The sequence below is a fragment of the Luteimonas panaciterrae genome (genome assembly GCF_020511115.1).
GTDB lineage: Bacteria > Pseudomonadota > Gammaproteobacteria > Xanthomonadales > Xanthomonadaceae > Luteimonas > Luteimonas panaciterrae.
Genome location: NZ_JAJAVH010000003.1, coordinates 1 through 20,239, shown reverse-complemented (window position 1 = coordinate 20,239; position 20,239 = coordinate 1). Strand labels below are relative to the sequence as shown.

Sequence of the window (20,239 nt, the reverse complement as noted above, 5' to 3'; positions counted from 1 at the left end):
CTGCGGGCGATCTTCGTCATTCCGATACTGCTGTTCACCGCCTGCTTCGGCGTGGCGGCCGCGCAGGACACCGCCGATCAGCGCGTCGTCTTCCCCACCTCCGTCTCGCAGGGCGCTCTGGTGCTCGGCAAGGTGCCCGCCGGCAGCCATGTCCACTATGCCGGTCGCGATCTGCGGCCGACGCCCTACGGCACGGTGGTGTTCGGCGTCGGACGTGACGAGAAAGGGCCGCTTTCGATCCAGGTGCGTCGCGCCGATGGTCATGACGACACCGTCTCGATCACGGTGACGCCACGCGACTGGCCGGTGGAACACGTCAACGGCGTCCCACCGAAGACCGTCAACCCGCCGCCCGAGATCGCCAAACGCATCGAACGCGAACAGGCCCTGGTCACCGCCGCGCGACTGCGCGACGACGACCGCGGCGACTTCGCCCAGCCCTTCATCTGGCCCGTGCAGGGTCGCATCAGTGGCCGTTTCGGCAATGCGCGCGTATACAACGGACAACCCGGCGCGGGACATTCGGGCATGGATATCGCCGTTGCGGCGGGCACACCGGTCAAGGCACCGGCCGCCGGTGTGGTGACCTTCGCCGCACCCGATCTCTACCTCACCGGCGGCACGCTGCTGATCGACCATGGCCATGGCGTGAGCAGCAACTTCCTGCATCTGTCGCGGATCGATGTGAAGGTTGGCGATCGCGTGCAGCAGGGGCAGATCGTTGCCGCCGTGGGCGCGACTGGACGCGCGACCGGGCCGCATCTGCACTGGGGGATGAACTGGTTTGATGTGCGGATTGATCCGCTGCTGGTGTTGGAGAGGGTTGGTAGTCGCTAGCTTGGGGGTTTGACTTCACTTGAAGTCTTAGAAAAAGCATTTCGCCCCTGAAGGGGCTAGTTCATTTCTTTTGATAAGCGTCACTGCACGCGCAGGAGCGCGTGCGAACGGCGAAGCCGGCCCCGAAGGGATGAGCGCCATGGATGGCGCGAATCAAAGAAACGAACCAAAGAAAAACGCTTTTCTCGACACAGCAATCCCAACGCGGGAAGTACCCCAGGATTTTCCGACTCGCCATCCATGGCTCGGTCGGAAAACGGCGGGCATCCTGCCCGCCGCCCTTTGGGTCTAGGCACATCGCGGCTCGCAAAGATTCTTAGCAGCCAAGAGCAAAAGCTTTGCTCAGCTTCTCTTTAGCATTTCGCGTCTAAAGATGAATCACCTTCAGCTCCCGGAGACCCGGAGGGCGGCGCACAGGGATGTGCGCCGTTTTTCGACCGAGCCAGGAGGGCGAGTCGAAAAATCCTGATAGCAATGAAACCCTGGGGCTGCTTCGTCGGGGAAAGCGTTTTTCTTTGGTTCGTTTCTTTTGACGCTTATCAAAAGAAATGAACTCGGCCGCGTAGCGGACGAAACGCTTTTGCTTTTTAACGGCAAGAGCAAAGACAAAAGCCAAATGGATCCCAGCTTCCGCTGGGACGACAAACAACAACCAAGGCCGCCAAGCCCTTCTTACGGACTCCCCTGCCCCGACACCCGCGCCACCGCATCATGCGCATGCAAACTCTCGAAATGCGCCACGGCAACATCGAAACGCTCGACATGCGCATCCCGCGCCAGCACCGCCGCAACCCGACGCGCCGCGTCCTCGCAGAACATCAGATTCTCGGCATTGAGCCGCGCGAACGCTTGCTCATCCTCGCGCTTGACCGCCGTCTGCACCGGCGTCCCGAGCGCGCTCTCCACGGTGTCGACGAAATGTTCGATCGACAAACGATCGAAGGCCGGACGCAACGTCAGGCGCATGTCAGCACGGCTGCGCTGCGCATGCGGAGTCGCAGCCAGGCCGCGCTCGGAGGCGAGCCAGTCGCGCACCACGCCGGTGGAAAGCGGATGCGCGGTGGCAAAGTCCTCGGCGAACCGCTCCGCGTTCAACTGCCGCGACAGCGCGGCCGACGCCGGACAGGTACTCGAATACTCGACCGAGAATGCCAGCGTCAGCGCGAGATGACCGTCGCGCAGCGTGGCGTCGATCTCGACCGGATACGTTTTCCAGCCGGCATGCTCGCTGGAGAGCGCCTTGCGCTTGAGCAGCTGCTCATAGCGCAGCACCAGGCGCGCGGCCGAGGACAGGCCGCCCTGCGAGTCGATGCAATCCTGCAGTACGCGACGCAGGCCGGCGGGCGTGATCGCCTCGCTGCTCAGCGCATCCTGCAGTCGCAGGTACAGGCGCGACATATGGATGCCGCGCGCGTCGGCGTCGCGCAGGTCGACGAAGACGTCGGCCCAGGCGCTCACCAGGACCGAATCGCCACCCGGGCCGGGAATGCGCAGGGGGAGCGCGATGCGCTGCATGCCGACCCAGTCGAGGGGGCGGGCGGCGGTCGCGGCGTCGAAGGCGACGTCTGGCAGTTGTCTGACGGGAGGAACGTTCACGGCGACGGTTTACGGCAGGGGGAGGCCGTCAAGGATGTGGGCATTGTAACGACACACCACCGCCGCCCGCGCAACGGTGCGTTGAAGCGCCGGTTGCCGGTCGTCAGCGGGCCGGGCCCGGATTCAGGCCGCCGGAAACCGTCCCCCGCCCTCAGGGAAGCCGGTCGAAGGTTTCCTCCGACTGCCGATACGGCCCGTGCGCGGCAATCTCCGGGTTCGCCAGGGCGAGGAAATCGGGCGGGTACAGTCCGTCCTGGCTTCGGGCGCTCTCGGGCGCCTCCAAAAGATGGATTTTCATGCGCCAACGCCCGGCCGGGAGTACCAGGCTCCTGATCGCGGGATCCGGCTTCCCGCCGATGTACTCGATGCCGCTGACATTGGCCGTGCCCGTGGAAACGAACAGGTACTCCTCCGACGAGGCCGTCACCCAAGCCGATTCGGCATCGGCCAGCGCGCTCGGCGCGTCCGCCCGCCCTACCCGGATCTCGATGGCCGGGGAGCCGTCGGCGTGAACGTACAAGGGCACGAAGTGGCCGGCGCGGATATGCCGTTCGTTGTCCTGGGTCTCCAGTACCTGCTTCTCCCACGTCTCGTATCCGCAGATGTCGGCATAGGCCGATGGATCCCAGATGGCGTGCATGCCCGAATCCGTCGGCAGCACCGCCTGCAGGCGGGTCGTTGATTCGCCTTCGAACGTTTCGGGGCAGGACTTGGCCGTCATCGTCGTATTCGCCGCGGAATCGCGAGGCGTTCGCGACAACCAAACGACCAGCGCGATCGTGATGACCATCAGGATGGCGATGATAGGGAGAAGCAGTCTTCCCATGCGTGGAAACCCCGTTGTCGTCCTTGTCGAGATGAACCCGGCTTGATTATTCCGACCGGGCCGCGCGCCACGCCAGCCACACGCTGCGCCAGGGCCGGGCGGCACGCAACGGCTGATCTGCCGCTAGCTGGGAAAGCCGTTCGTACAGCAGCGCGGACTGGATGCGACGCGGACGTGTCGCTTCCCTGCCCCGTAGCCTAGCGGCAACGAGGGTGCGCGCCTGATCGGTCGCGCCATGTGACAAGGCGTGCTCGGCCAGGACATCGGCCAGGACACGGTCCACCGCGCCGCCTTGTCCATTTTCACCCTCGAAGAGGATCGCCTCGATTCGCGCCACGGCCGCCGCGAAAGCCTGCAGTCCGGAAAGCGCCGGCGGCACGATTCCGCGCGCCGCCTGCAGTTCGCGCAGCGAACCCGACAACGCTATCCAATCCACGGGCTGACGCTGCAACGTCGCGCCGAGCGGATGGCGTCTCGCCCCTTTCGCCCAGCCGCGCAATTCCTCTCCCCACCAGGCCAGCTTGGCGAGGCCCGGTGTGGCGTCCTCACCGCTCCAGGCGGCGTCCGTGAATTCCTGCAGCAATGTGAACCATGCGTACGCCGTCTGCCGTCGAGACGCCGGCAGGAAGACTTCCGCCACCGACCATTCCGGCCAGCGGTCGCGCCATTTGGCGATGAAGCTGTCGAGGGCTTCGTGCTGATTGTCGGGCGTGCTCATGCGGCTGGCGCGTGCGTGGAGGCGTCGCGCGCCTACGTGGCGCGTGCGGGCCAGCGCGCGGAGTCCAGCAAATCGTGCGGCGATTCGACCATCACGTCGCCGCCCCACTCTTCCGGCAGATCCCCGGGCACGCGATAACCCCACAGCGCCACCACCGACGGCATGCCGGCCGCGCGCGCGGCCTCGATGTCGCGTTTGTCGTCGCCGACATAGACGCAGTCTTCCGGCGCCAGTCCGAGCGCAGCCGCGGCATGCTGCAACGGCATCGGATGCGGCTTGCGCTCGGGCAGCGTGTCGCCGCCGATCAGCACGCCGCAGCGGCTTTCCCATCCCAGCACGGGCATCAGCAGCCGGGCGAGATATTCCGGCTTGTTGGTAACGATGCCCCAGCGCCCGCCATCGGCCTCGATCTCCGCCAGCATGGCTTCGATGCCGTCGAACGGCGCGCCGTGATGGCCGAGTTCGCGCTCGTAGATCGCCAGGAACACCGGCACCAGTGCCGCGCGCGCCTCGGCGTCGAGTTGCGGAAACGCCGCGCCCACCATCGCGCGGCTGCCGCGCGAGACGAACGGACGCAACTGTTCCAGTTCCATCGCCGGTTCACCACGTTCGACGCGCATCGCGTTCGCCGTGGCGAGCATGTCCGGCGCGCTGTCGAGCAGCGTGCCGTCGAGATCGAACAGGACGCCGCGCGGGAAACGACGACTGCCGGACGTGGATCGCTCCTGCTTTTCCGATTCCCGGTTCCCGGTTCCCGGCTCCCCACTCCTCACGGCTTCACCGCGCAGGCGAGATAGTTCACATCCGTTCGCGAGATCACCCGCGCGGCATTGCGCCACGGTTCGTACATCAACCCGCTCACGTCCTCGAGTTCCAGACCGGATGCGCGCAGCCACGCCGAAAGCTCGGACGGCTTGATGAAATCGCGATACTGGTGCGTGCCCTTCGGCAGCAGTCGCGCCACGTATTCGGCGCCGACGATGGCGAGCGCGAACGCGGCCGGCGTGCGGTTGAGCGTGGACACGAACAGACGACCGCCGGGCTTCAGCAACGTCGCGCAGGCGGCGATGATCGCCGCGGGATCGGGAACGTGCTCGAGCATTTCCATGCATGTGATCGCATCGAATTCGCCCGGTTGCGCCGCGGCCAGCGCTTCCACCGATTGTTCGCGGTACTCGACCTTCACGCCGGATTCGAGACCGTGCAGCTTGGCGATCTTGACCAGATCGGGCGCCAGGTCGATGGCGGTGACGCGCGCGCCCTCCTTCGCCAGCGCCTCGCTGAGCAGGCCGCCGCCACAGCCGACGTCGAGCACCATCGCATCGCGCAAGGTGACGCGCTCGGCGACGTAGCCCAGGCGCGCCGGATTCAGCGCATGCAGCGCTTTCTGGGGGCCGTTCGGGTCCCACCAGCGATGGGCGAGTGCGCCGAACTTGTCGAGTTCGGATTGGCGGAAATTGCTCTGGTTGGATGATGCAGTGCTTGTCATGCCCGACATTCTCTCAGATCGTCATTCCCGCCTGCGCGGGATGGCGAGCAACAGCAGACGCGGGTTCATGCGCCTCTCACCGCTCCGATCCGTTCACGCCACTCCCGCGTCTTGGCCAGGAGTGCCGCCGTATCGATATCGACCAGCTCGCGCCCACGCAGCTTGGCCTTGCCGGCGATCCACACATCGTTGACCTGATGGCGGCCAGTGGCGTAGATCAGCTGCGAAGCCACGTGATGCAGCGGCTGGGTCTCCAGCTGCGAGAGATCGATGCAGACCAGGTCCGCCTGCTTGCCCGGCTCGATCGAGCCGATCAACGCATCGAAACCGATCGCCTTGGCACCGCCCAGCGTCGCCGCGCGCAGCGCGGTGGCGGCGTCGAAACCGGCGGCGTCGTTCGCCACCGCTTTCGCCAGCAGCGCGGCGGTGCGCGTTTCCCCGACCATGTCGAGATCATTGTTGCTGGCGCAGCCATCGGTGCCAATGGCGAGCGTGACCCCCGCGCGCTGCAACGCGCAGGCCGGGCAGAACCCCGAGGCCAGCTTGAGATTGGATTCGGGGCAGTGCACCACGCTCACGCCGCGTTCGGCGCACAGATGGATCTCCGCTTCGGTGAGCTGCGTCATGTGCACCGCGATCAGGCGATCGTTGATCAGGCCAAGACGATCGAGCCGCGCGATCGGGCGCTGCCCATGCTTCTGCACCGACTGCTCCACTTCCTGCGCGGTCTCGTGCAGATGCAGATGCACCGGCACGTCGAGCTGATCGGCGAGCATGCGCACCCGCTCGAAACTGGCGTCGCTGACCGTGTACGGCGCATGCGGCGCGAAGGCGGTGGCGATCAGCGGATCGCTGCGCCACTGGTCGTGCACTTCGCCGGCCTTGTCGAAATATTCGTCGTCCGAACTGGCCCAGGCCGACGGGAAGTCGATCAGCGGCAGCCCGACACGAGCGCGGAAGCCGTGACGCTTGTAGGTGGCCGCCTGCACGTCGGGGAAAAAATAGTTCTCGTTGACGCAGGTGGTGCCGCCGCGCAGCATCTCGGCGATCGCCAGCGCAATGCCGTCGGCGACGAATTCCGGTCCCATCACCGCGCCTTCGATCGGCCAGATGTGCTCCTGCAGCCACACCTTCAGCGGCAGGTCGTCGGCGACGCCGCGCAGCAGCGTCATCGGGTTGTGGGTGTGGGCGTTGACCAGGCCGGGGATCAGGACCGCGTCGGGACGCGAAACGGTTTCCTTCGCCGCGAAACGCGCGCGCGCCTCGTCGATCGGCAGGATGGCCTGGATGACGCCGTCATGCACGGCGACGGCATGCCGCTCCAGCACGACACCATGCGGTTCCACCGGCACGACGAAGCCGGCCTCGATCAGCAAATCGACGGGTTGCAACGCTCGTACCTCGCTCTGTCGTGCCTCGCTCTGTCGTACTTCGCTCAAGCGGCAGGCTCCGGTTTTTGGCGACGGAAGCACAGGCGCCGCGCCAGCATCGTCAACGGGAAGATCACCAGGAACACGAAGCCGCCCATCCAGATCGGCAGCACGTACGCCAGTGGAATGCTGGCGGCGAACACCAGCACCGGGATCAGGCCGCGCAGCAGCAGCCAGCGCACCTGCACGTCGCCCAGTCTTTCACGCAGGTTCTCCTGCCGAACGACCATGCGCCGGGTCAGCCAGGAGAAAAACGAAATCCCGAACAGCACGGCGCTGTAGAAAGCGAACCGGCCGGCGCTTTCCGAACTGAACGCCTCGGAATACAGATGCGTCGCGAACGGCATCAGCGCGACAAACATCAGTTGCAGGATCGAGGACCACACCAGCTTGCCGGTGGCGCGGGTCACATGCTTCCAGGTCAGCATGTGACCGCTCCAGAACAGAGCGATCACCAGGAAGCTGACGATGTAGGCGATGAACAGCGAGACCACCTCGCGCGAGGCGGCCTCCGCGCCGACGTGCTCGACCATTTCCTGCGTCGGCAATCTCAGCTCGATGGCGAGCAGAGTAATGGCGATGGCAAAGACCGCGTCGCTGAAAAAGACGACGCGGTCGTGCGGAAAGACATCCCGGGCTGCTTCCTTTTCGCTCATGGCTGCCTGTGCGGTTGAGACTTACTTCACGCTGTCTTACTTCACGCGGCTGACGTACTCGCCGCTGCGGGTATCGACCTTGATCACCTCGTCCTGGCCGACGAACAGCGGCACGCGCACCACCGCGCCGGTTTCCAGCGTGGCCGGCTTGCCGCCGCCACCGGAGGTGTCGCCACGGACGCCCGGATCGGTCTCGACGATCTTCAGCTCGACGAAATTCGGCGGCTGCACCGCGATCGGGGTGCCGTTCCACAGCGTGACCACGCAGGGCTCCTCGCCCTTCAGCCACTTGGCGGCATCGCCCACGCCGGTCTTGTCGGCCTGCACCTGCTCGAAGGTTTCCTGCTGCATGAAGTGCCAGTATTCGCCGTCGGCGTAGAGGAACTGCATGTCGGTATCGACGACGTCGGCCGCTTCCAGCGAATCGGTGGCCTTCATGGTCAGCTCGACCACGCGGCCGGACTTGATGAAACGATATTTGACGCGGGTGAAGGCCTGGCCCTTGCCCGGCTTGACGTACTCGGTGTCGGTGATGATGCAAGGCTCGTTGTTGACGAGGATCTTCATCCCGTTCTTGACGTCGTTCATGCCATAGCTGGCCATGCTTACTCCTGCAAAAAGTGAGGCGTGATGGGCCGCATCCGCGGCCAAAAGGGGTGTGTACGAAGTTCCGGAGAGGCCGAAGGGCTAAAATGCCCGGCCCCGGAACGGATCACACATGATACCTGCTGCCTCCCCTGCCCCGCACCCGCGAGACGCCGCCCCGAGCGGCGACTGGCGCCGGCTCTGGCGCGAAGCCGTGCGCGATCCGCGCGAACTGCTGACCCTGCTCGGGCTGGACGAGGCCGCCCTGCGCATCTCCGACGCGGCCGCGGCACAGTTCCCGGTGCGGGTACCGCGCGGCTTCGTCGCGCGCATGCGCGCGGGCGATCCGCACGATCCGCTGCTGCGCCAGGTCCTGCCGCTCGACGTCGAGATGCAGCCGGCGCCCGGCTTCGCGCTCGATGCCGTGGGCGATGCCGCCGCCCGCGCCGGGCATGGCGTGATCCGCAAATACCGCGGCCGGGCCCTGCTGATCACCACCGGCAGCTGCGCCGTGCACTGCCGCTACTGCTTCCGCCGCCACTTCCCCTACGCCGAGGAAACCGCCGCCGCCGGCGGCTGGCAGGAAGCCCTCGATGCCCTGCGCGCCGACCACGACGTCAGCGAGGTGATCCTCTCCGGCGGCGATCCGCTGTCGCTGGCCACGGCCAAGCTCGCCGAACTCACCACGCAGCTGGCGGACATCCCGCACATCCGCCGTCTGCGCATCCACACGCGCCTGCCGATCGTGCTGCCGGAGCGCATCGATGACGAACTGACCACTTGGCTAGGATCGCTGCCCTGGCCCGTGGCCGTCGTCGTCCACGCCAATCACGCCAACGAATTCGATGCCGATGTCGACGCCGCGATGGCGCGCCTGCGTGACGCCGGTCGCGCTTTCGGCGGCATCGCCCTGCTCAACCAGGCCGTGCTGCTGCGCGGCGTCAACGACTCGATCGAAGCGCTGACCGCGCTGTGCGAACGCGGCTACGAGGCCGGCGTGCTGCCTTATTACCTGCACCAGCTCGACCGCGTGCAGGGTGCCGCGCACTTTGAAATCCCTGATTCACAAGCATTGGCGCTGCATGCGGAACTGGTCTCGCGACTGCCGGGATACCTGGTGCCCAGACTGGTCCGCGAAGTGGCCGGCGATGCCTCCAAACGCCGCCTCGCTTGATCGCGGGACCATAGGTGCGATGGACGAACCGCGCCGCCTCATGGCATAAACGCCCGTCTCCGCCCCCGAGGTGACAATGCCGCCGAGTCCGGACCAAGCCCTGCGCCTGCTGATCGTCGACGATAGTGTCGAAGCGGCCGAAGCCATCGTCAGCGCTCTGCGCAATTCCGGCATCGCGGTGCGGCCGCTGCGGCCGGTTTCCGACGAGGAGCTCGTCGCCATGCTCGGCGCGCAACCCATCGATCTGGTGCTTGCGGCACAGCGGGCGAAGATCATTCCGTTCGCCGAGGTGGTCCAGCACGTCGTCGCCAGCGGCAAGGACATCCCGGTCATCGCCGTCGGCGACAGCATCGACGATGCCAGCTTCCTCGAAGCGCACAGCGCCGGCGCGCGCAACATTGCCCTGCGCCGCAAACCGCAGCAATTGCTGGCCGTGGTGCGCAACGAATGGAACGACCTCGAGGACCGCCGCGCCCTGCGCAAGCTCGAGGCGCGCGTGCGCGAGAGCGAACGCCGCTGCGACACCCTGATCGAATCCTCGCGCGACCCCATCGCCTACGTCCACGAAGGCATGCACATCCGCGCCAATGGCGCCTACCTCGAGATGTTCGGCCTCGACAGCTTCGAGGACATCGAGGGCATGTCCCTGCTCGACCTGGTCGCGCCACAGCACGTCGAGAACCTGAAGTCGCTGCTGAAAAGCCTCGCCAAGGGCGAAACGCCGCAGCCGCGCTACGAACTGGACGCGCGCGACATCGCCGGCGGCGTGTTCGCCGCGACGATGGAATTCTCCCCCGCCACCTACGAGAACGAACCCTGCCAGCAGGTGATCTTCCGCCGTCAGGAGATCGACACCGAACTGGCGCAGGAGATCGAAGCGCTGCGCCAGCGCGATCAGGTCACCGGCCTGCTCAATCGCCCCACCTTCCTGCATGCGCTGGAGGATGCGGTGACCGAGGCGGCGCAAGGCCAGGCCCAGCACGGCCTGCTGATGATCGAACCCGACCACTACCAGCGCCTGCTGCACGAGATCGGCCTCGATGCCGCCGACAGCATGCTCGCCGCGATGGGCGAACGCCTGCAGGGCGTGCTGGAGGAGAACCCGGGCGCCGTGGCCGCGCGTTTCTCCGAGCACCGGCTCGCGGTCCTCCTGCCCAACGCAGACTACAAGGCGACCACCACGCTGGCCGAACGCATCCGCGAAGCCTTCGCCTCGCACGTGTTCCCGATCGGATCGCGTTCCAGCACGATCACCGCCAGCATCGGCGGTGTGCAGATCGGCGAGAAGATCGCCAGCGTCACCCAGGTGCTGGCCAAGGCCAGCCAGGGCGTGCAGTCCTCGCTCGACGTCGGCGGCAACTGCTCCGAGATCTTCGATCCCGCAGCGGCCGATCGCGCCGAGGAAGAGCATGTCCAGGCCTGGGTCACACGCCTGCGCGACGCGCTCGACCAGGAACGCTTCGTGCTGCACTACCAGCCGGTGATCGGCCTGCAGGGCGACGTCAGCCCGGTCTACGAGGTGTTCCTGCGCATGGACGCGGGCGACGGCGAACTGGTCAAGCCGCTGTCCTTCCTGCAGATCGCGGAGGAGAACGGCCTGCTCTGGGAAATCGACCGCTACGTGGTCGGGCACGCCATCGAAATCATCGGGCGCCGCAGCCGCAACGGCAAACCGATCACGTTGCTGGTGAAGATCAGCCAGTCCTCGCTCGACGACGACAGCCTCCTGCGCCACATCGGCGATCAGCTGGCCGCGCACGGCGTCCCCGGCGAACGCCTGATGCTGCAGTTGCCCGAGGCCAAGGTCTTCACCCATCTGAAGGCGACGCAGGAATTCGCCGCCACCGCCAACAAGCTCGGCGTGCGCATCGTGCTGGAGCAGTTCGGCGTCGGGCTGGATTCGTTCCAGCTGCTCACGCATCTGCAGCCGGACATGCTCAAGATCGATCGCAGCTTCGCCGAGGAACTGCCGAAGAATCCGACCAACCAGGAGCGCGTGCGCGAGATCGTGGCGAAGGCGCGCGAGCTCGACATCCAGACCATCGCGGAATTCGTCGCCGACGCCACCAGCATGTCGTTCCTGTTCTCGGCGGGCGTCGATTACGTCCAGGGCGAGTTCCTGGCCGGCGTGGGGCCGGAAATGAATTACGAGTTCGAATAGCCGCGGCGTCGTTTCCGGCGCCGGTCAGGCAAAAAGAAGCCCGCCATTCGGCGGGCTTCTTCATTCATGACGGCGGCTTCGCTCAGGCCACGACGCCCTGGCGCACGCTGCTCTCGTCGAGCCTGGCGTTGCGCAGCGCCTGGATGCGCTCCTCCAGCGGAGGATGGCTCATCATCAGCCGCTTCACGCCGTGCGGGATGGCGCCGGCGATGCCGAAGGCCTGGATCTGCGTCGGCAGCGTGCTCTGGCCGTGGTTGAGCGCCAGGCGCTCCAGCGCGGCGATCATCTTGTCGCGGCCGGCCAGGCGCGCGCCACCGGCGTCGGCGCGGAATTCGCGCTGGCGCGAGAACCACATCGCGGTCACGCTGGCGAGCAGGCCGAACACCATCTCCAGCACGAACACGATCGCGAAGTACGCCAATCCGCCACCACCGTTCTCGTTGTTGCGGCCGCCGCTCAGATAGCCGTCGACCACGCGGCCGACGATGCGCGCCAGCACGATCACGAAGGTGTTGAGCACGCCCTGCAGCAGGGCCATCGTCACCATGTCGCCGTTGGCGACGTGGCTGACCTCGTGACCGAGCACGGCCTCGGCTTCATCGCGGCTCATCGAACGCAGCAGGCCGGTTGACACCGCGACCAGCGCCTTGTTGCGGTTGGCGCCGGTGGCGAAGGCGTTGATCTCCGGCGCATCGTAGACGGCGACTTCGGGCATGCCGATGCCGGCGGCCTGCGCCTGCCGCTGCACGGTCGTGACCAGCCAGCGCTCGGTTTCGTTGCGCGGCTGTTCGATGACCTGGGCGCCGGTGGTGCGCAGCGCGATCCACTTCGACATCAGCAGCGAGATGAACGAGCCGCCGAAACCGAACAGGGCCGCCATGATCAGCAGGCCGGCGTTGGTCGACGGATTGATGCCGAAAATCGCCATGACGATGCTGACCAGGGCCAGTACCGCCAGATTGGTGGCAAGGAACAGGAAAATACGCTTGAACATCGGTGGGGTTTCCTATCGCGCGAGGGCGCGATCGTTTGGCTGTTGTAATGTAGTCGGCGCGGTTTGAATTCAAGTTCCGCGTCGCTTTTGTGCCGCCAAACGTGCGCGAAGTTCCTACACTCATCCAGCATTCGATGAACGAATCCCAACCGCAATTCAACGCGCCCTATCGCGGGCGCTTCGCGCCCTCGCCCACCGGCCCCTTGCATTTCGGTTCGTTGCTGGCGGCATTCGGCAGCTGGCTGATGGCGCGTCGTGCGCATGGGCAGTGGTTGGTGCGGATCGAGGACATCGATCCGCCGCGCGAAATCGCCGGTGCCGCGGACGCGCAATTGCGCACGTTGGCCGCCTTCGGCCTGCTCCCGGACGAACCGGTCCTGCGGCAAAGCGAACGCGGTGACGCCTACCAAGCCGCGCTGGAACGGCTGCTGGCACAGGGCGACGCCTTCCTTTGCCATTGCAGCCGCAGCGATCACGCGGACGTGGGCGGCGTGCATCGCGCCTGCGTGCCTGGCGCCTCGCGCGTCGATCCGGCGCTCCGCCTGCGCGTGCCCGACGGCACCACCGTCGTGTTCGAAGATGCGCTGCAAGGACGCATCGAACAGGACGTGGCGCGCGAGGTCGGCGACTTCGTGCTGCGCCGCGCCGACGGATTGTGGGCATACCAACTGGCCGTAGTGGTGGACGATGCCGCCCAGGACATCAGCGAGGTCGTGCGCGGCGCCGATCTGCTCGATTCCACGCCCCGGCAGATCCTGCTGCAGCAACGGCTCGGATTGCCGACGCCGCGCTACGCGCACCTGCCGCTGGTGCTGGGCGACGATGGCCGCAAGCTGTCGAAATCATCGGCCTCGCTGCCGGTCGCCGAGGACGCGCCGGTGGCGACCCTGCGCAGGGCTTGGCTCGCGTTGGGACAGAACGGCGACGCGCTGGCCGAGGCGGCTTCCGTCGCCGATGCCCTGTCGTCATCGCTTCGTCATTTCGACCCGGCGCGCATCCCGCGCGATCGAACGCTGTCATTCACTCCGGCGTAACGCGGCGGGCAAGCAGAGAACCTTTGCGGAAACGTTACACAAACAACCGTGTCTGCTACCGCATTGCACAACGAACTTATCCCCGCCCAAGAATAGAATTCTCCTTAAGCGCAATCGCGCGCGCATCGAACGTATTTGGAGAACAGGGCATGGCATCTCGGGTGGCATTGGTGACAGGGGGAACCGGGGGAATCGGAACGGCCATCTGCAAGCGGCTGATCACCGGCGGCTACAAGGTCGCGACCAATTACCGCAACGAGGAAAAAGCACGTGCCTGGCAAGCGCAGATGCAGTCGGACGGTTACGAGGTCACGCTCGCCAAGGGCGACGTCTCGAACTACCCGGAAGCCGAAGCGATGGTGCGCGACGTCGAGCGTCAGCTCGGTCCGGTCGACATCCTGATCAACAACGCCGGCATCACCCGCGACGGCACCTTCCACAAGATGACGCCCGAGCAGTGGCAGGACGTGATCAACACCAATCTCAACTCGGTGTTCAACGTCACCCGCCCGGTGATCGAGGGCATGCGCGCGCGCAAGTGGGGCCGCATCATCCAGATCAGCTCGATCAACGGCCAGAAGGGCCAGTACGGCCAGGCCAACTACGCCGCCGCCAAGGCGGGCATGCACGGGTTCACCATCTCGCTGGCGCAGGAGAACGCGAAGTTCGGGATCACCGTCAACACGGTCTCACCCGGCTACATCGGCACCGACATGGTGATGGCCGTGCCGGAGGACGTGCGCGCCAAGATCGTCGCGCAGATTCCCACCGGTCGCCTGGGCGAGCCCGACGAGATCGCCTATGCGGTGAGCTTCTTCCTGCCCGACGAGGCCGGATGGATCACCGGGGCCAATCTGTCCGCCAATGGCGGGCAGTACATGGGCTGGTAAGGAGGTTGGCGCTAGCCGGCGTGCCGGCCAGTGCCCCCAAAGTTTGCTGCGCAAACCTTGGGCCCCACCAGGCCCGTGGCTTCCACAACCGCGCCGCTGTCGCGGCGTCCCCTTAACTTCAGGGGCTATTTGCCCGGAAAGCCGGCAGCGCGAGGCCAGGCAGATCGGCGATCGAGGGTTCCACCGGTATCCGTACTGGCCAGTATTGTGATCTACGGCGGATCGCGGTGTCCGAAGTTGCAAGCGGTGCTGCACTGCGCCATGCTGCCCGCCTGCAACGTTAGAGCCTTTGCTCCATGACCAAGCCGCGCGTCATCAAGAAATACCCGAACCGTCGTCTCTACGACACCGACATTTCCAGCTACATCACCATCGAGGACGTGCGGCAGCTCATCGTCGACGGCGAAGACTTCGAGGTGCGCGACGCCAAGACCGGCGAGGACCTGACCCGCCAGGTGCTCCTGCAGATCATCGCCGAGCACGAGCAGGACGGTCAGCCGATGCTCTCCACGCAATTGCTGAGCCAGCTCATCCGCTTCTACGGCGATTCGCTGCAGGGCTTCATGGGCACCTACCTCGAACGCTCGATGCAGACCTTCCTCGAGCAGCAATCCCAATTCCGCCAGCAGATGGGCAACATGCTCGGCCAGACGCCGTGGGCGATGGTCAATCAGCTCACCGAACGCAATCTGGAGCTGTGGCAGGAATTCCAGCAGAACCTGATCGGCGGCCTGGGCCGTAGCGCTTCGGCCAAGCCGAAGGAAACCGCCGACAAGCCGCGCGGCAAATAAGCGCCACACTCTCTGTTCCGATGCGGCGCGCGTGATGCGCGCGCCATGCGATGCGATCACTCTTGTCGATCGCATCGGCTCAAGGCCCGAAGGCCACGCCGCGAATCAATAAGCCGTTGCCAACTCAGAGGGCTCCGGCAGCACCGCCCTGTTCGCAGAAACGCTTGCGATACTCCATCGCCTTCGGCATCAACGCCTGCAGGTTCTGGATGCGCGTGCCGGAACTCGGATGCGTCGAGGAAAACTCCGGCGGCGCCTGTCCGCCGCTGGCCTGATCCATGCGCTGCCACAGCGCGATCGCTTCGTGCGGGTTGTAGCAGGCCGCGGCCGCCAGCATCAGGCCCATCTCGTCGGCCTGCGTCTCCTGCTTGCGCGCGTACGGCAGCGAGCGGCCATAGCCATACACGGCCATCACCATCTGCATCTGCTGTGCATCCATGCCGCTCATCGCGCCAGCCATCTGTCCGATCTGCGCCAGCTTCTGCTCGGTCATGCGCTGCGCGCCGTGGCGCAGGAGCGCGTGCGTGATTTCATGCCCCATCACCACCGCCATCGCGTCCTTGTTCTGCGCCACCGGCACCAGGCCGGTGTAGACCGCCATCTTGCCGCCGGGCAGGCAGAACGCATTGGCCTGGTCCGATTGCAAGACCGTCACCGCCCATTCGAACTCATTTTCGATGTGCTGCGCCTGCAGGCCGTGCTCGGCGGCAAGCGCGTCGGACACCTGCGGAATCTTCGCGATCAGGCGCTGCGCGATCTCGCGCACTTCGGCCACGATCGGGGAATTGGCATCCACCGGCCGCTCCTGCTGCAGGATCTCTTGATAAGCCTGCAACCCGAGCGCCTTTTCTTCCTGTGGCGAGATGCTCTTGTCGATCAGCACCTTCTCGCCGGTCAGCGGATCGACGGTGCGGTTGGAGAAATAGTAATAAGCGGCGTAGCCGATGAACGCCACCAGGATCAGCAGGCGCGGATTGAATCCGAAGCCACGCCGCTGCCCGCCCTGCGATTCGTAACCATTGCCGAACGGGTTCTGCCGCATCGCCTTCTCCCCTCACCTGCGCATGAACGGCCGGACCCGGCATCGGCCCCGACCCCGTGGATCGTCAGGGCGCAAAATAGCGGTAGCCCAAATATGTCGCAATCCCGACCACGGCCCAGAAGACGAGCCCGAAGAACGCGCCCATCTCGGCATCCAGCACCCTGCGCCCGTCGGAAGTGCGATGAAAACCGTGCCATTTCGGATAAACCCGCACGCCCTTCACGGCCGGCTCCACATGAACGTAGCCGAACGTGAAGATCGGCACGACGACCCGGCTGGTGTAGTAACCGGCGATTTGCAGCACCAACTCGGCGATCGGCCTGAGGATGAATTCACCGATGATTTCCCCAGGCATCCCCCTCTCCTTCAGATATCCCGCACCACCCGGAAACCGACGCGCGCATTGGTATTGTCCACGCCGGCCGGCGCGCGCCAGGCCGAGCGCGTCTGCGCCGGCGAACTCGCCCACGAACCGCCGCGGATCACCCGCGTCCGGCATCCCGGATTGACCCAGGCCGCGCCGTCCTTCGGCGCGCGCCGGTAGTTGTCGTGCCAGCAGTCGGCGACCCATTCGCCGACGTTGCCCGACAGGTCATGCAAACCCCAGACATTCGGCTTGAAGTGCCCGACGGGCGCCGGTCCCCAATAGGTGTCGCTGTAACCGTTGAAGGCATTGCTCCAGCGGCGCGTGCCGTTGGGCGACACGTCGCGCGCACCTGTGAAGTTGCCGCTGCCGACCGGCGGCGCGCCATCGCCCCAGGGCCACATGCCGGTGCCGCCCGCGCGCAACACGTATTCGAATTCGGCCTCGCTCGGTAGGCGGTAATGCTTGCCGGTCTGCTCCGTCAGCCACTTCGCGTAGGCATCGGCGTCCTTGGCACTGATGTGCAGGACGGGCTGATCGTCGCCCGCCAACCGGCCGGCATAGTCGCTGAACCAGTCGACATTGCTGCGGCGCGCGAAATTGCCGCTGCGCTCGTCGTAGGCCATCGAGAACCCGCGCCGCATCGCCCGCGTCTTGCGTCCGGTGGCGTTGATGAAGCGGCGGAACTCGCCGACGGTCACTTCCGTCGCCGACATCGCGAAGCCGCGATCGAAACGGATATTGCGTTGCGGCTTTTCATTGTCCGCCGCCGCGCGATCGTCATCCGCCGATCCCATGCGGAACGCACCATGCGGCACGACCACCATCTGCGGGCCACGGCCGCCGTTCTTCATCGCATCCGTGAAGGTCTGTCCCGGCCGGTACAGGCCGTAGTGCTGGGCCAGATCGATGCGCTGGCGCAGTTCCGCGGCGATGGGATCGCCGGGCTTGGCGATCAGCAGGATGTCGGCGAGTCGTTTGCGGGCGGTGGCAAGGCCGTTGTACTGCGACAGCGCGGCGATGCCGGCATCGCGCAACTGCGCGATGCGCGCGCTGCGCATGCGCTCGATGCGCTCGCCCGCGTCGCGGACGGTGGTCATCTTGGGGCGCAGTTTCACGGCGTCGGCCAGCCAGCGCTGCGCGGTGGCGAAATCGCCGTCTTCTCCCGCCAGCTCCGCCCTGCGGATCAGCGCGCTCTCCACCGCCGCCACACCCTGCATCGCCCGCGGCTGCTCGGGTTTGATCGCAAGCACCTCGCGGAACTTGGCCAGCGCGCCGCCGCCGCGTTCGCCGTACTGGGCATTGGCCAGGGCATGTTCGCCTTCGCGATTGAGCTCCCACAACGTGTCGGCCGTATCGATGCGCGCCAGGAACGCCTGCACCGCCTCGTCGCCGCCATCCACCGCGCGTGCGACGGTGGCGATCTCGTGCGCCTTGCGCAAGGCATCGATCTCGTCATCCGCTCGTGTCAGCGCCTCCTCGCCTTCCGCGAGCAGTGCCCGCAACGCGCGCCGCAGGCCGTCCTGCACCGCCTTGTTCTTCGGATCACGCTGTGCCAGCGCCAGGTAGAGCGGGATCGCGGAATCGCCATCGGCATACAGATTCCCCACCGCCAGCGCCGCATCAGCGCGCTTGCGGGCGCGGGTGTCGCCGTCCTGCGGAATCTGCACCGCCGGCACGCGCCAGGTCAGCGTCTGGGAGATGCTGTCGTCACCGCTGACCGTCACCACGCCCGCGCGCACTTCCGCCCTCGCCTGCTGTTCGGCGCGCGAAGACGGGTCCTGATCGCGCGAACAGCCCACGAGCAATGCCGGCAGCAGCAATGCAGCGATGGCGATCCGGTGGATGGCGCGCAAACCTCGTTTCCTTGCCGACGCGGGGGCATCAGATTACGCCATCGCCTGCGCCGAGGCACCGCGGCGGTGTTGTGACGCCGTCCCGTCTTTGCCCGATGCGTGTTTGCCTTGTTCACCTCGCCGCCATTAGGCTGGCATCTTTCAACATCATGTCTTCAAGACAGCAGATGCCTTCCATGGCGCCACGTCATCGGCTTCGGAACCTCAAGCCCGGCCATCCATCGCCGGGCATCCGAGGTTCGAGCCGCTGCCAATAGGGCATCGGCTCAGACCCTTATCTCAATGCCGCTCTGGATCAACAGCCCTGCAGACCTCGCCTCCCGGATTGCGCAATGTCCCTCGCGGATCGGCCTGGACACCGAGTTCGTCCGCGAACGCACCTACTGGCCGCAACTGGCATTGGTCCAGATCTCCTTCGGAGACGGCGACGACGACATCCTGCTGATCGATCCGCTCATCCCCGGCATCACCGCCACCCTGGCGCCGCTGCTGTCGGATACCTCGATCCTGAAGATCACCCACAGCCCCGGCGAAGACCTGGTCGCGCTCAAGCATGCCTGCGGCGTCGTGCCGCGGCCGCTGTTCGACACACAGACCGCCGCCGCACTGACCGGCATCGCCGCCGGCATCGGCTATCAGCGGCTGGTACAGGACGTACTGGGCATCGCCCTGGCCAAGGGCGAAACGCGTTCGGACTGGCTGCGTCGTCCGCTGACGCCATCCCAGCTCGACTACGCCGCCGATGACGTGCGGCACCTGTTCGCACTGCACGACAAGCTGACCGCCAGCCTGCAACAACTCGGACGCGGCGAATGGCAGGAAGAAGACTGCACCCGCATGGTCGACAACGCCGAGCGGGACGAAGCCGACCGCTGGCCGCATCTGGCACTCCGCGCCGCGCAATTCTTGGACACTCCGGCGCAGCATCGCCTGCTGCGCCTGCTGCGCTGGCGCGACGTCTACGCGCGCGAAACCGACCGACCGCGCAACTGGATCCTCGACAACGAACTCGCCACGCAGCTGGCGCGCGACTCCCTGCCGGACCGGGAAGCCCTGCAACGGCTGCTCGACGCGCATCCCAAGGCGCCGCGCAAGCTGGCGGACCTCCTCTGGAACATCCTGCAGACGCCACTGGCGGATGAAGGCGAAGCCCCGCCACCACGCGGCGACGACCGCGACAAACAGGCCCTGCGCCGCCTGCAGGACGCCACCGCGGCCCGCAGCGCCGAACTCGGCCTGCCCGACGGCGTCCTCGCCTCCCGACGCTGGCTGGAGCGTCTCCTGGAAGCCAGCCCGCTCGACGACGACACCCGTCGCTGGCCCGGCCCGCTCTCCGGCTGGCGCCGCGCGCAACTGGAACCATCCCTGGCCCCCTTGCTCGCCACCGCTGGCGGCAACGCGAGCGCCTCCGTATAATTCGCGACTTCGTGGGGCGGTAGCTCAGCTGGGAGAGCGTCGCGTTCGCAATGCGAAGGTCGGGAGTTCGATCCTCCTCCGCTCCACCACCTCTAAAAAAACCGACAGTCTCTGTCGGTTTTTTTTCGTCCAACACCCCCCTATTTCCGCACCGTTTCGCGTTTGTGCGAAAACGGCCCGCTCTTCGGGAAGTCGAAAATTTCTCCGTTTCCGTCTCCGCGCGGTCTCCAGTCTCCGTTCTGCGAAAATGCCATTTTCGCAGGCCGAAAAAATTTTCCTTGTGTGGCGGGTACTTAGCGCCCCCCTCTCTTCGCTGTTTGCGAAATCACCTTCGTGCCCCGAAAGAGGATCGAAACAACGGCCGCTATCGGCCATAAGCG

At 66.0% G+C, this 20,239-nt stretch carries 20 protein-coding genes and 1 tRNA gene; 8 read left to right on the top strand and 13 right to left on the bottom strand.

What is annotated here, in order from left to right; translation table 11 throughout:
- Positions 1-18 precede the first annotated feature (18 nt).
- A complete protein-coding gene (locus tag LG367_RS04755) occupies positions 19-837 on the top strand; it encodes a M23 family metallopeptidase (RefSeq protein WP_226468109.1) in 819 nt (272 codons plus the stop codon).
- A gap of 367 nt (positions 838-1,204) precedes the next feature.
- On the opposite strand, the gene LG367_RS04750 is transcribed toward LG367_RS04755, so the two are convergent.
- From LG367_RS04750 to efp, 9 genes are all read right to left on the bottom strand, one after another.
- Positions 1,205-1,489, bottom strand: coding sequence for a hypothetical protein (locus LG367_RS04750; protein WP_226468088.1), 285 nt, complete (start codon positions 1,487-1,489; stop codon positions 1,205-1,207).
- Between the two features lie 20 nt (positions 1,490-1,509).
- Complete coding sequence (folE2, locus tag LG367_RS04745) at positions 1,510-2,433, bottom strand: GTP cyclohydrolase FolE2 (protein ID WP_226468087.1); 924 nt, start codon at positions 2,431-2,433, stop codon at positions 1,510-1,512.
- 151 nt (positions 2,434-2,584) lie between these two features.
- Positions 2,585-3,259 (bottom strand): hypothetical protein, encoded by a 675-nt coding sequence (locus LG367_RS04740; protein WP_226468086.1) that lies wholly within the window; start codon positions 3,257-3,259, stop codon positions 2,585-2,587.
- Between the two features lie 46 nt (positions 3,260-3,305).
- Positions 3,306-3,977: an isoprenoid biosynthesis enzyme family protein gene (locus LG367_RS04735; protein WP_226468085.1), complete on the bottom strand. Its 672-nt coding sequence runs from the start codon at positions 3,975-3,977 to the stop codon at positions 3,306-3,308.
- 32 nt (positions 3,978-4,009) lie between these two features.
- Positions 4,010-4,750 carry a phosphoglycolate phosphatase gene (locus tag LG367_RS04730; RefSeq protein WP_226468084.1) on the bottom strand — a complete coding sequence of 247 codons (741 nt, stop codon included), beginning with the start codon at positions 4,748-4,750 and terminating at the stop codon, positions 4,010-4,012.
- Complete coding sequence (gene ubiG / locus LG367_RS04725) at positions 4,747-5,466, bottom strand: bifunctional 2-polyprenyl-6-hydroxyphenol methylase/3-demethylubiquinol 3-O-methyltransferase UbiG (protein WP_226468083.1); 720 nt, start codon at positions 5,464-5,466, stop codon at positions 4,747-4,749. Before ubiG ends, LG367_RS04730 begins: the two co-directional genes overlap by 4 nt.
- A gap of 65 nt (positions 5,467-5,531) precedes the next feature.
- A complete protein-coding gene (locus tag LG367_RS04720) occupies positions 5,532-6,857 on the bottom strand; it encodes a TRZ/ATZ family hydrolase (RefSeq protein ID WP_226468108.1) in 1,326 nt (441 codons plus the stop codon).
- A 44-nt stretch (positions 6,858-6,901) separates the two neighbouring features.
- Positions 6,902-7,552 carry a TMEM175 family protein gene (locus tag LG367_RS04715; protein WP_226468082.1) on the bottom strand — a complete coding sequence of 217 codons (651 nt, stop codon included), beginning with the start codon at positions 7,550-7,552 and terminating at the stop codon, positions 6,902-6,904.
- A 36-nt stretch (positions 7,553-7,588) separates the two neighbouring features.
- Positions 7,589-8,155 carry an elongation factor P gene (gene efp / locus LG367_RS04710; protein ID WP_226468081.1) on the bottom strand — a complete coding sequence of 189 codons (567 nt, stop codon included), beginning with the start codon at positions 8,153-8,155 and terminating at the stop codon, positions 7,589-7,591.
- A gap of 115 nt (positions 8,156-8,270) precedes the next feature.
- On the opposite strand from efp, the gene epmB reads away from it, so the two are divergent.
- Together epmB and LG367_RS04700 are read left to right on the top strand one after the other, a co-directional pair.
- Positions 8,271-9,311, top strand: coding sequence for an EF-P beta-lysylation protein EpmB (gene epmB / locus LG367_RS04705; RefSeq protein ID WP_226468080.1), 1,041 nt, complete (start codon positions 8,271-8,273; stop codon positions 9,309-9,311).
- A gap of 76 nt (positions 9,312-9,387) precedes the next feature.
- Positions 9,388-11,472, top strand: coding sequence for an EAL domain-containing response regulator (locus LG367_RS04700; RefSeq protein WP_226468079.1), 2,085 nt, complete (start codon positions 9,388-9,390; stop codon positions 11,470-11,472).
- Between the two features lie 82 nt (positions 11,473-11,554).
- Here LG367_RS04700 and htpX read toward each other — a convergent pair whose 3' ends face one another.
- Complete coding sequence (gene htpX, locus LG367_RS04695) at positions 11,555-12,466, bottom strand: protease HtpX (RefSeq protein WP_226468078.1); 912 nt, start codon at positions 12,464-12,466, stop codon at positions 11,555-11,557.
- A 134-nt stretch (positions 12,467-12,600) separates the two neighbouring features.
- On the opposite strand from htpX, the gene gluQRS reads away from it, so the two are divergent.
- The 3 genes from gluQRS (at position 12,601) to phaR (ending at position 15,181) form a co-directional block, all read left to right on the top strand.
- A complete protein-coding gene (gene gluQRS / locus LG367_RS04690; protein ID WP_226468077.1) occupies positions 12,601-13,500 on the top strand; it encodes a tRNA glutamyl-Q(34) synthetase GluQRS in 900 nt (299 codons plus the stop codon).
- A gap of 149 nt (positions 13,501-13,649) precedes the next feature.
- The gene (phbB, locus tag LG367_RS04685; protein ID WP_226468076.1) at positions 13,650-14,390 is read left to right on the top strand and encodes a beta-ketoacyl-ACP reductase; all 741 of its coding nucleotides are present in this window, start codon (positions 13,650-13,652) and stop codon (positions 14,388-14,390) included.
- A gap of 296 nt (positions 14,391-14,686) precedes the next feature.
- Positions 14,687-15,181, top strand: a complete 495-nt coding sequence (gene phaR, locus LG367_RS04680; RefSeq protein ID WP_226468075.1) for a polyhydroxyalkanoate synthesis repressor PhaR — start codon at positions 14,687-14,689, stop codon at positions 15,179-15,181.
- Positions 15,182-15,305: 124 nt separating this feature from the next.
- Here phaR and LG367_RS04675 read toward each other — a convergent pair whose 3' ends face one another.
- From LG367_RS04675 to LG367_RS04665, 3 genes are all read right to left on the bottom strand, one after another.
- On the bottom strand, positions 15,306-16,223 hold the full coding sequence (locus LG367_RS04675) for a M48 family metallopeptidase (RefSeq protein WP_226468074.1): 918 nt from the start codon (positions 16,221-16,223) through the stop codon (positions 15,306-15,308).
- A gap of 64 nt (positions 16,224-16,287) precedes the next feature.
- Positions 16,288-16,578, bottom strand: coding sequence for a hypothetical protein (locus tag LG367_RS04670; protein WP_226468073.1), 291 nt, complete (start codon positions 16,576-16,578; stop codon positions 16,288-16,290).
- Positions 16,579-16,589: 11 nt separating this feature from the next.
- Positions 16,590-18,443: a formylglycine-generating enzyme family protein gene (locus LG367_RS04665; RefSeq protein WP_226468072.1), complete on the bottom strand. Its 1,854-nt coding sequence runs from the start codon at positions 18,441-18,443 to the stop codon at positions 16,590-16,592.
- A 282-nt stretch (positions 18,444-18,725) separates the two neighbouring features.
- Here LG367_RS04665 and rnd point away from each other — a divergent pair, with 282 nt between their 5' ends.
- A complete protein-coding gene (gene rnd / locus LG367_RS04660) occupies positions 18,726-19,859 on the top strand; it encodes a ribonuclease D (RefSeq protein ID WP_226468071.1) in 1,134 nt (377 codons plus the stop codon).
- A gap of 13 nt (positions 19,860-19,872) precedes the next feature.
- Positions 19,873-19,948: transfer RNA gene (locus LG367_RS04655), tRNA-Ala, on the top strand.
- Positions 19,949-20,239 lie beyond the last annotated feature (291 nt).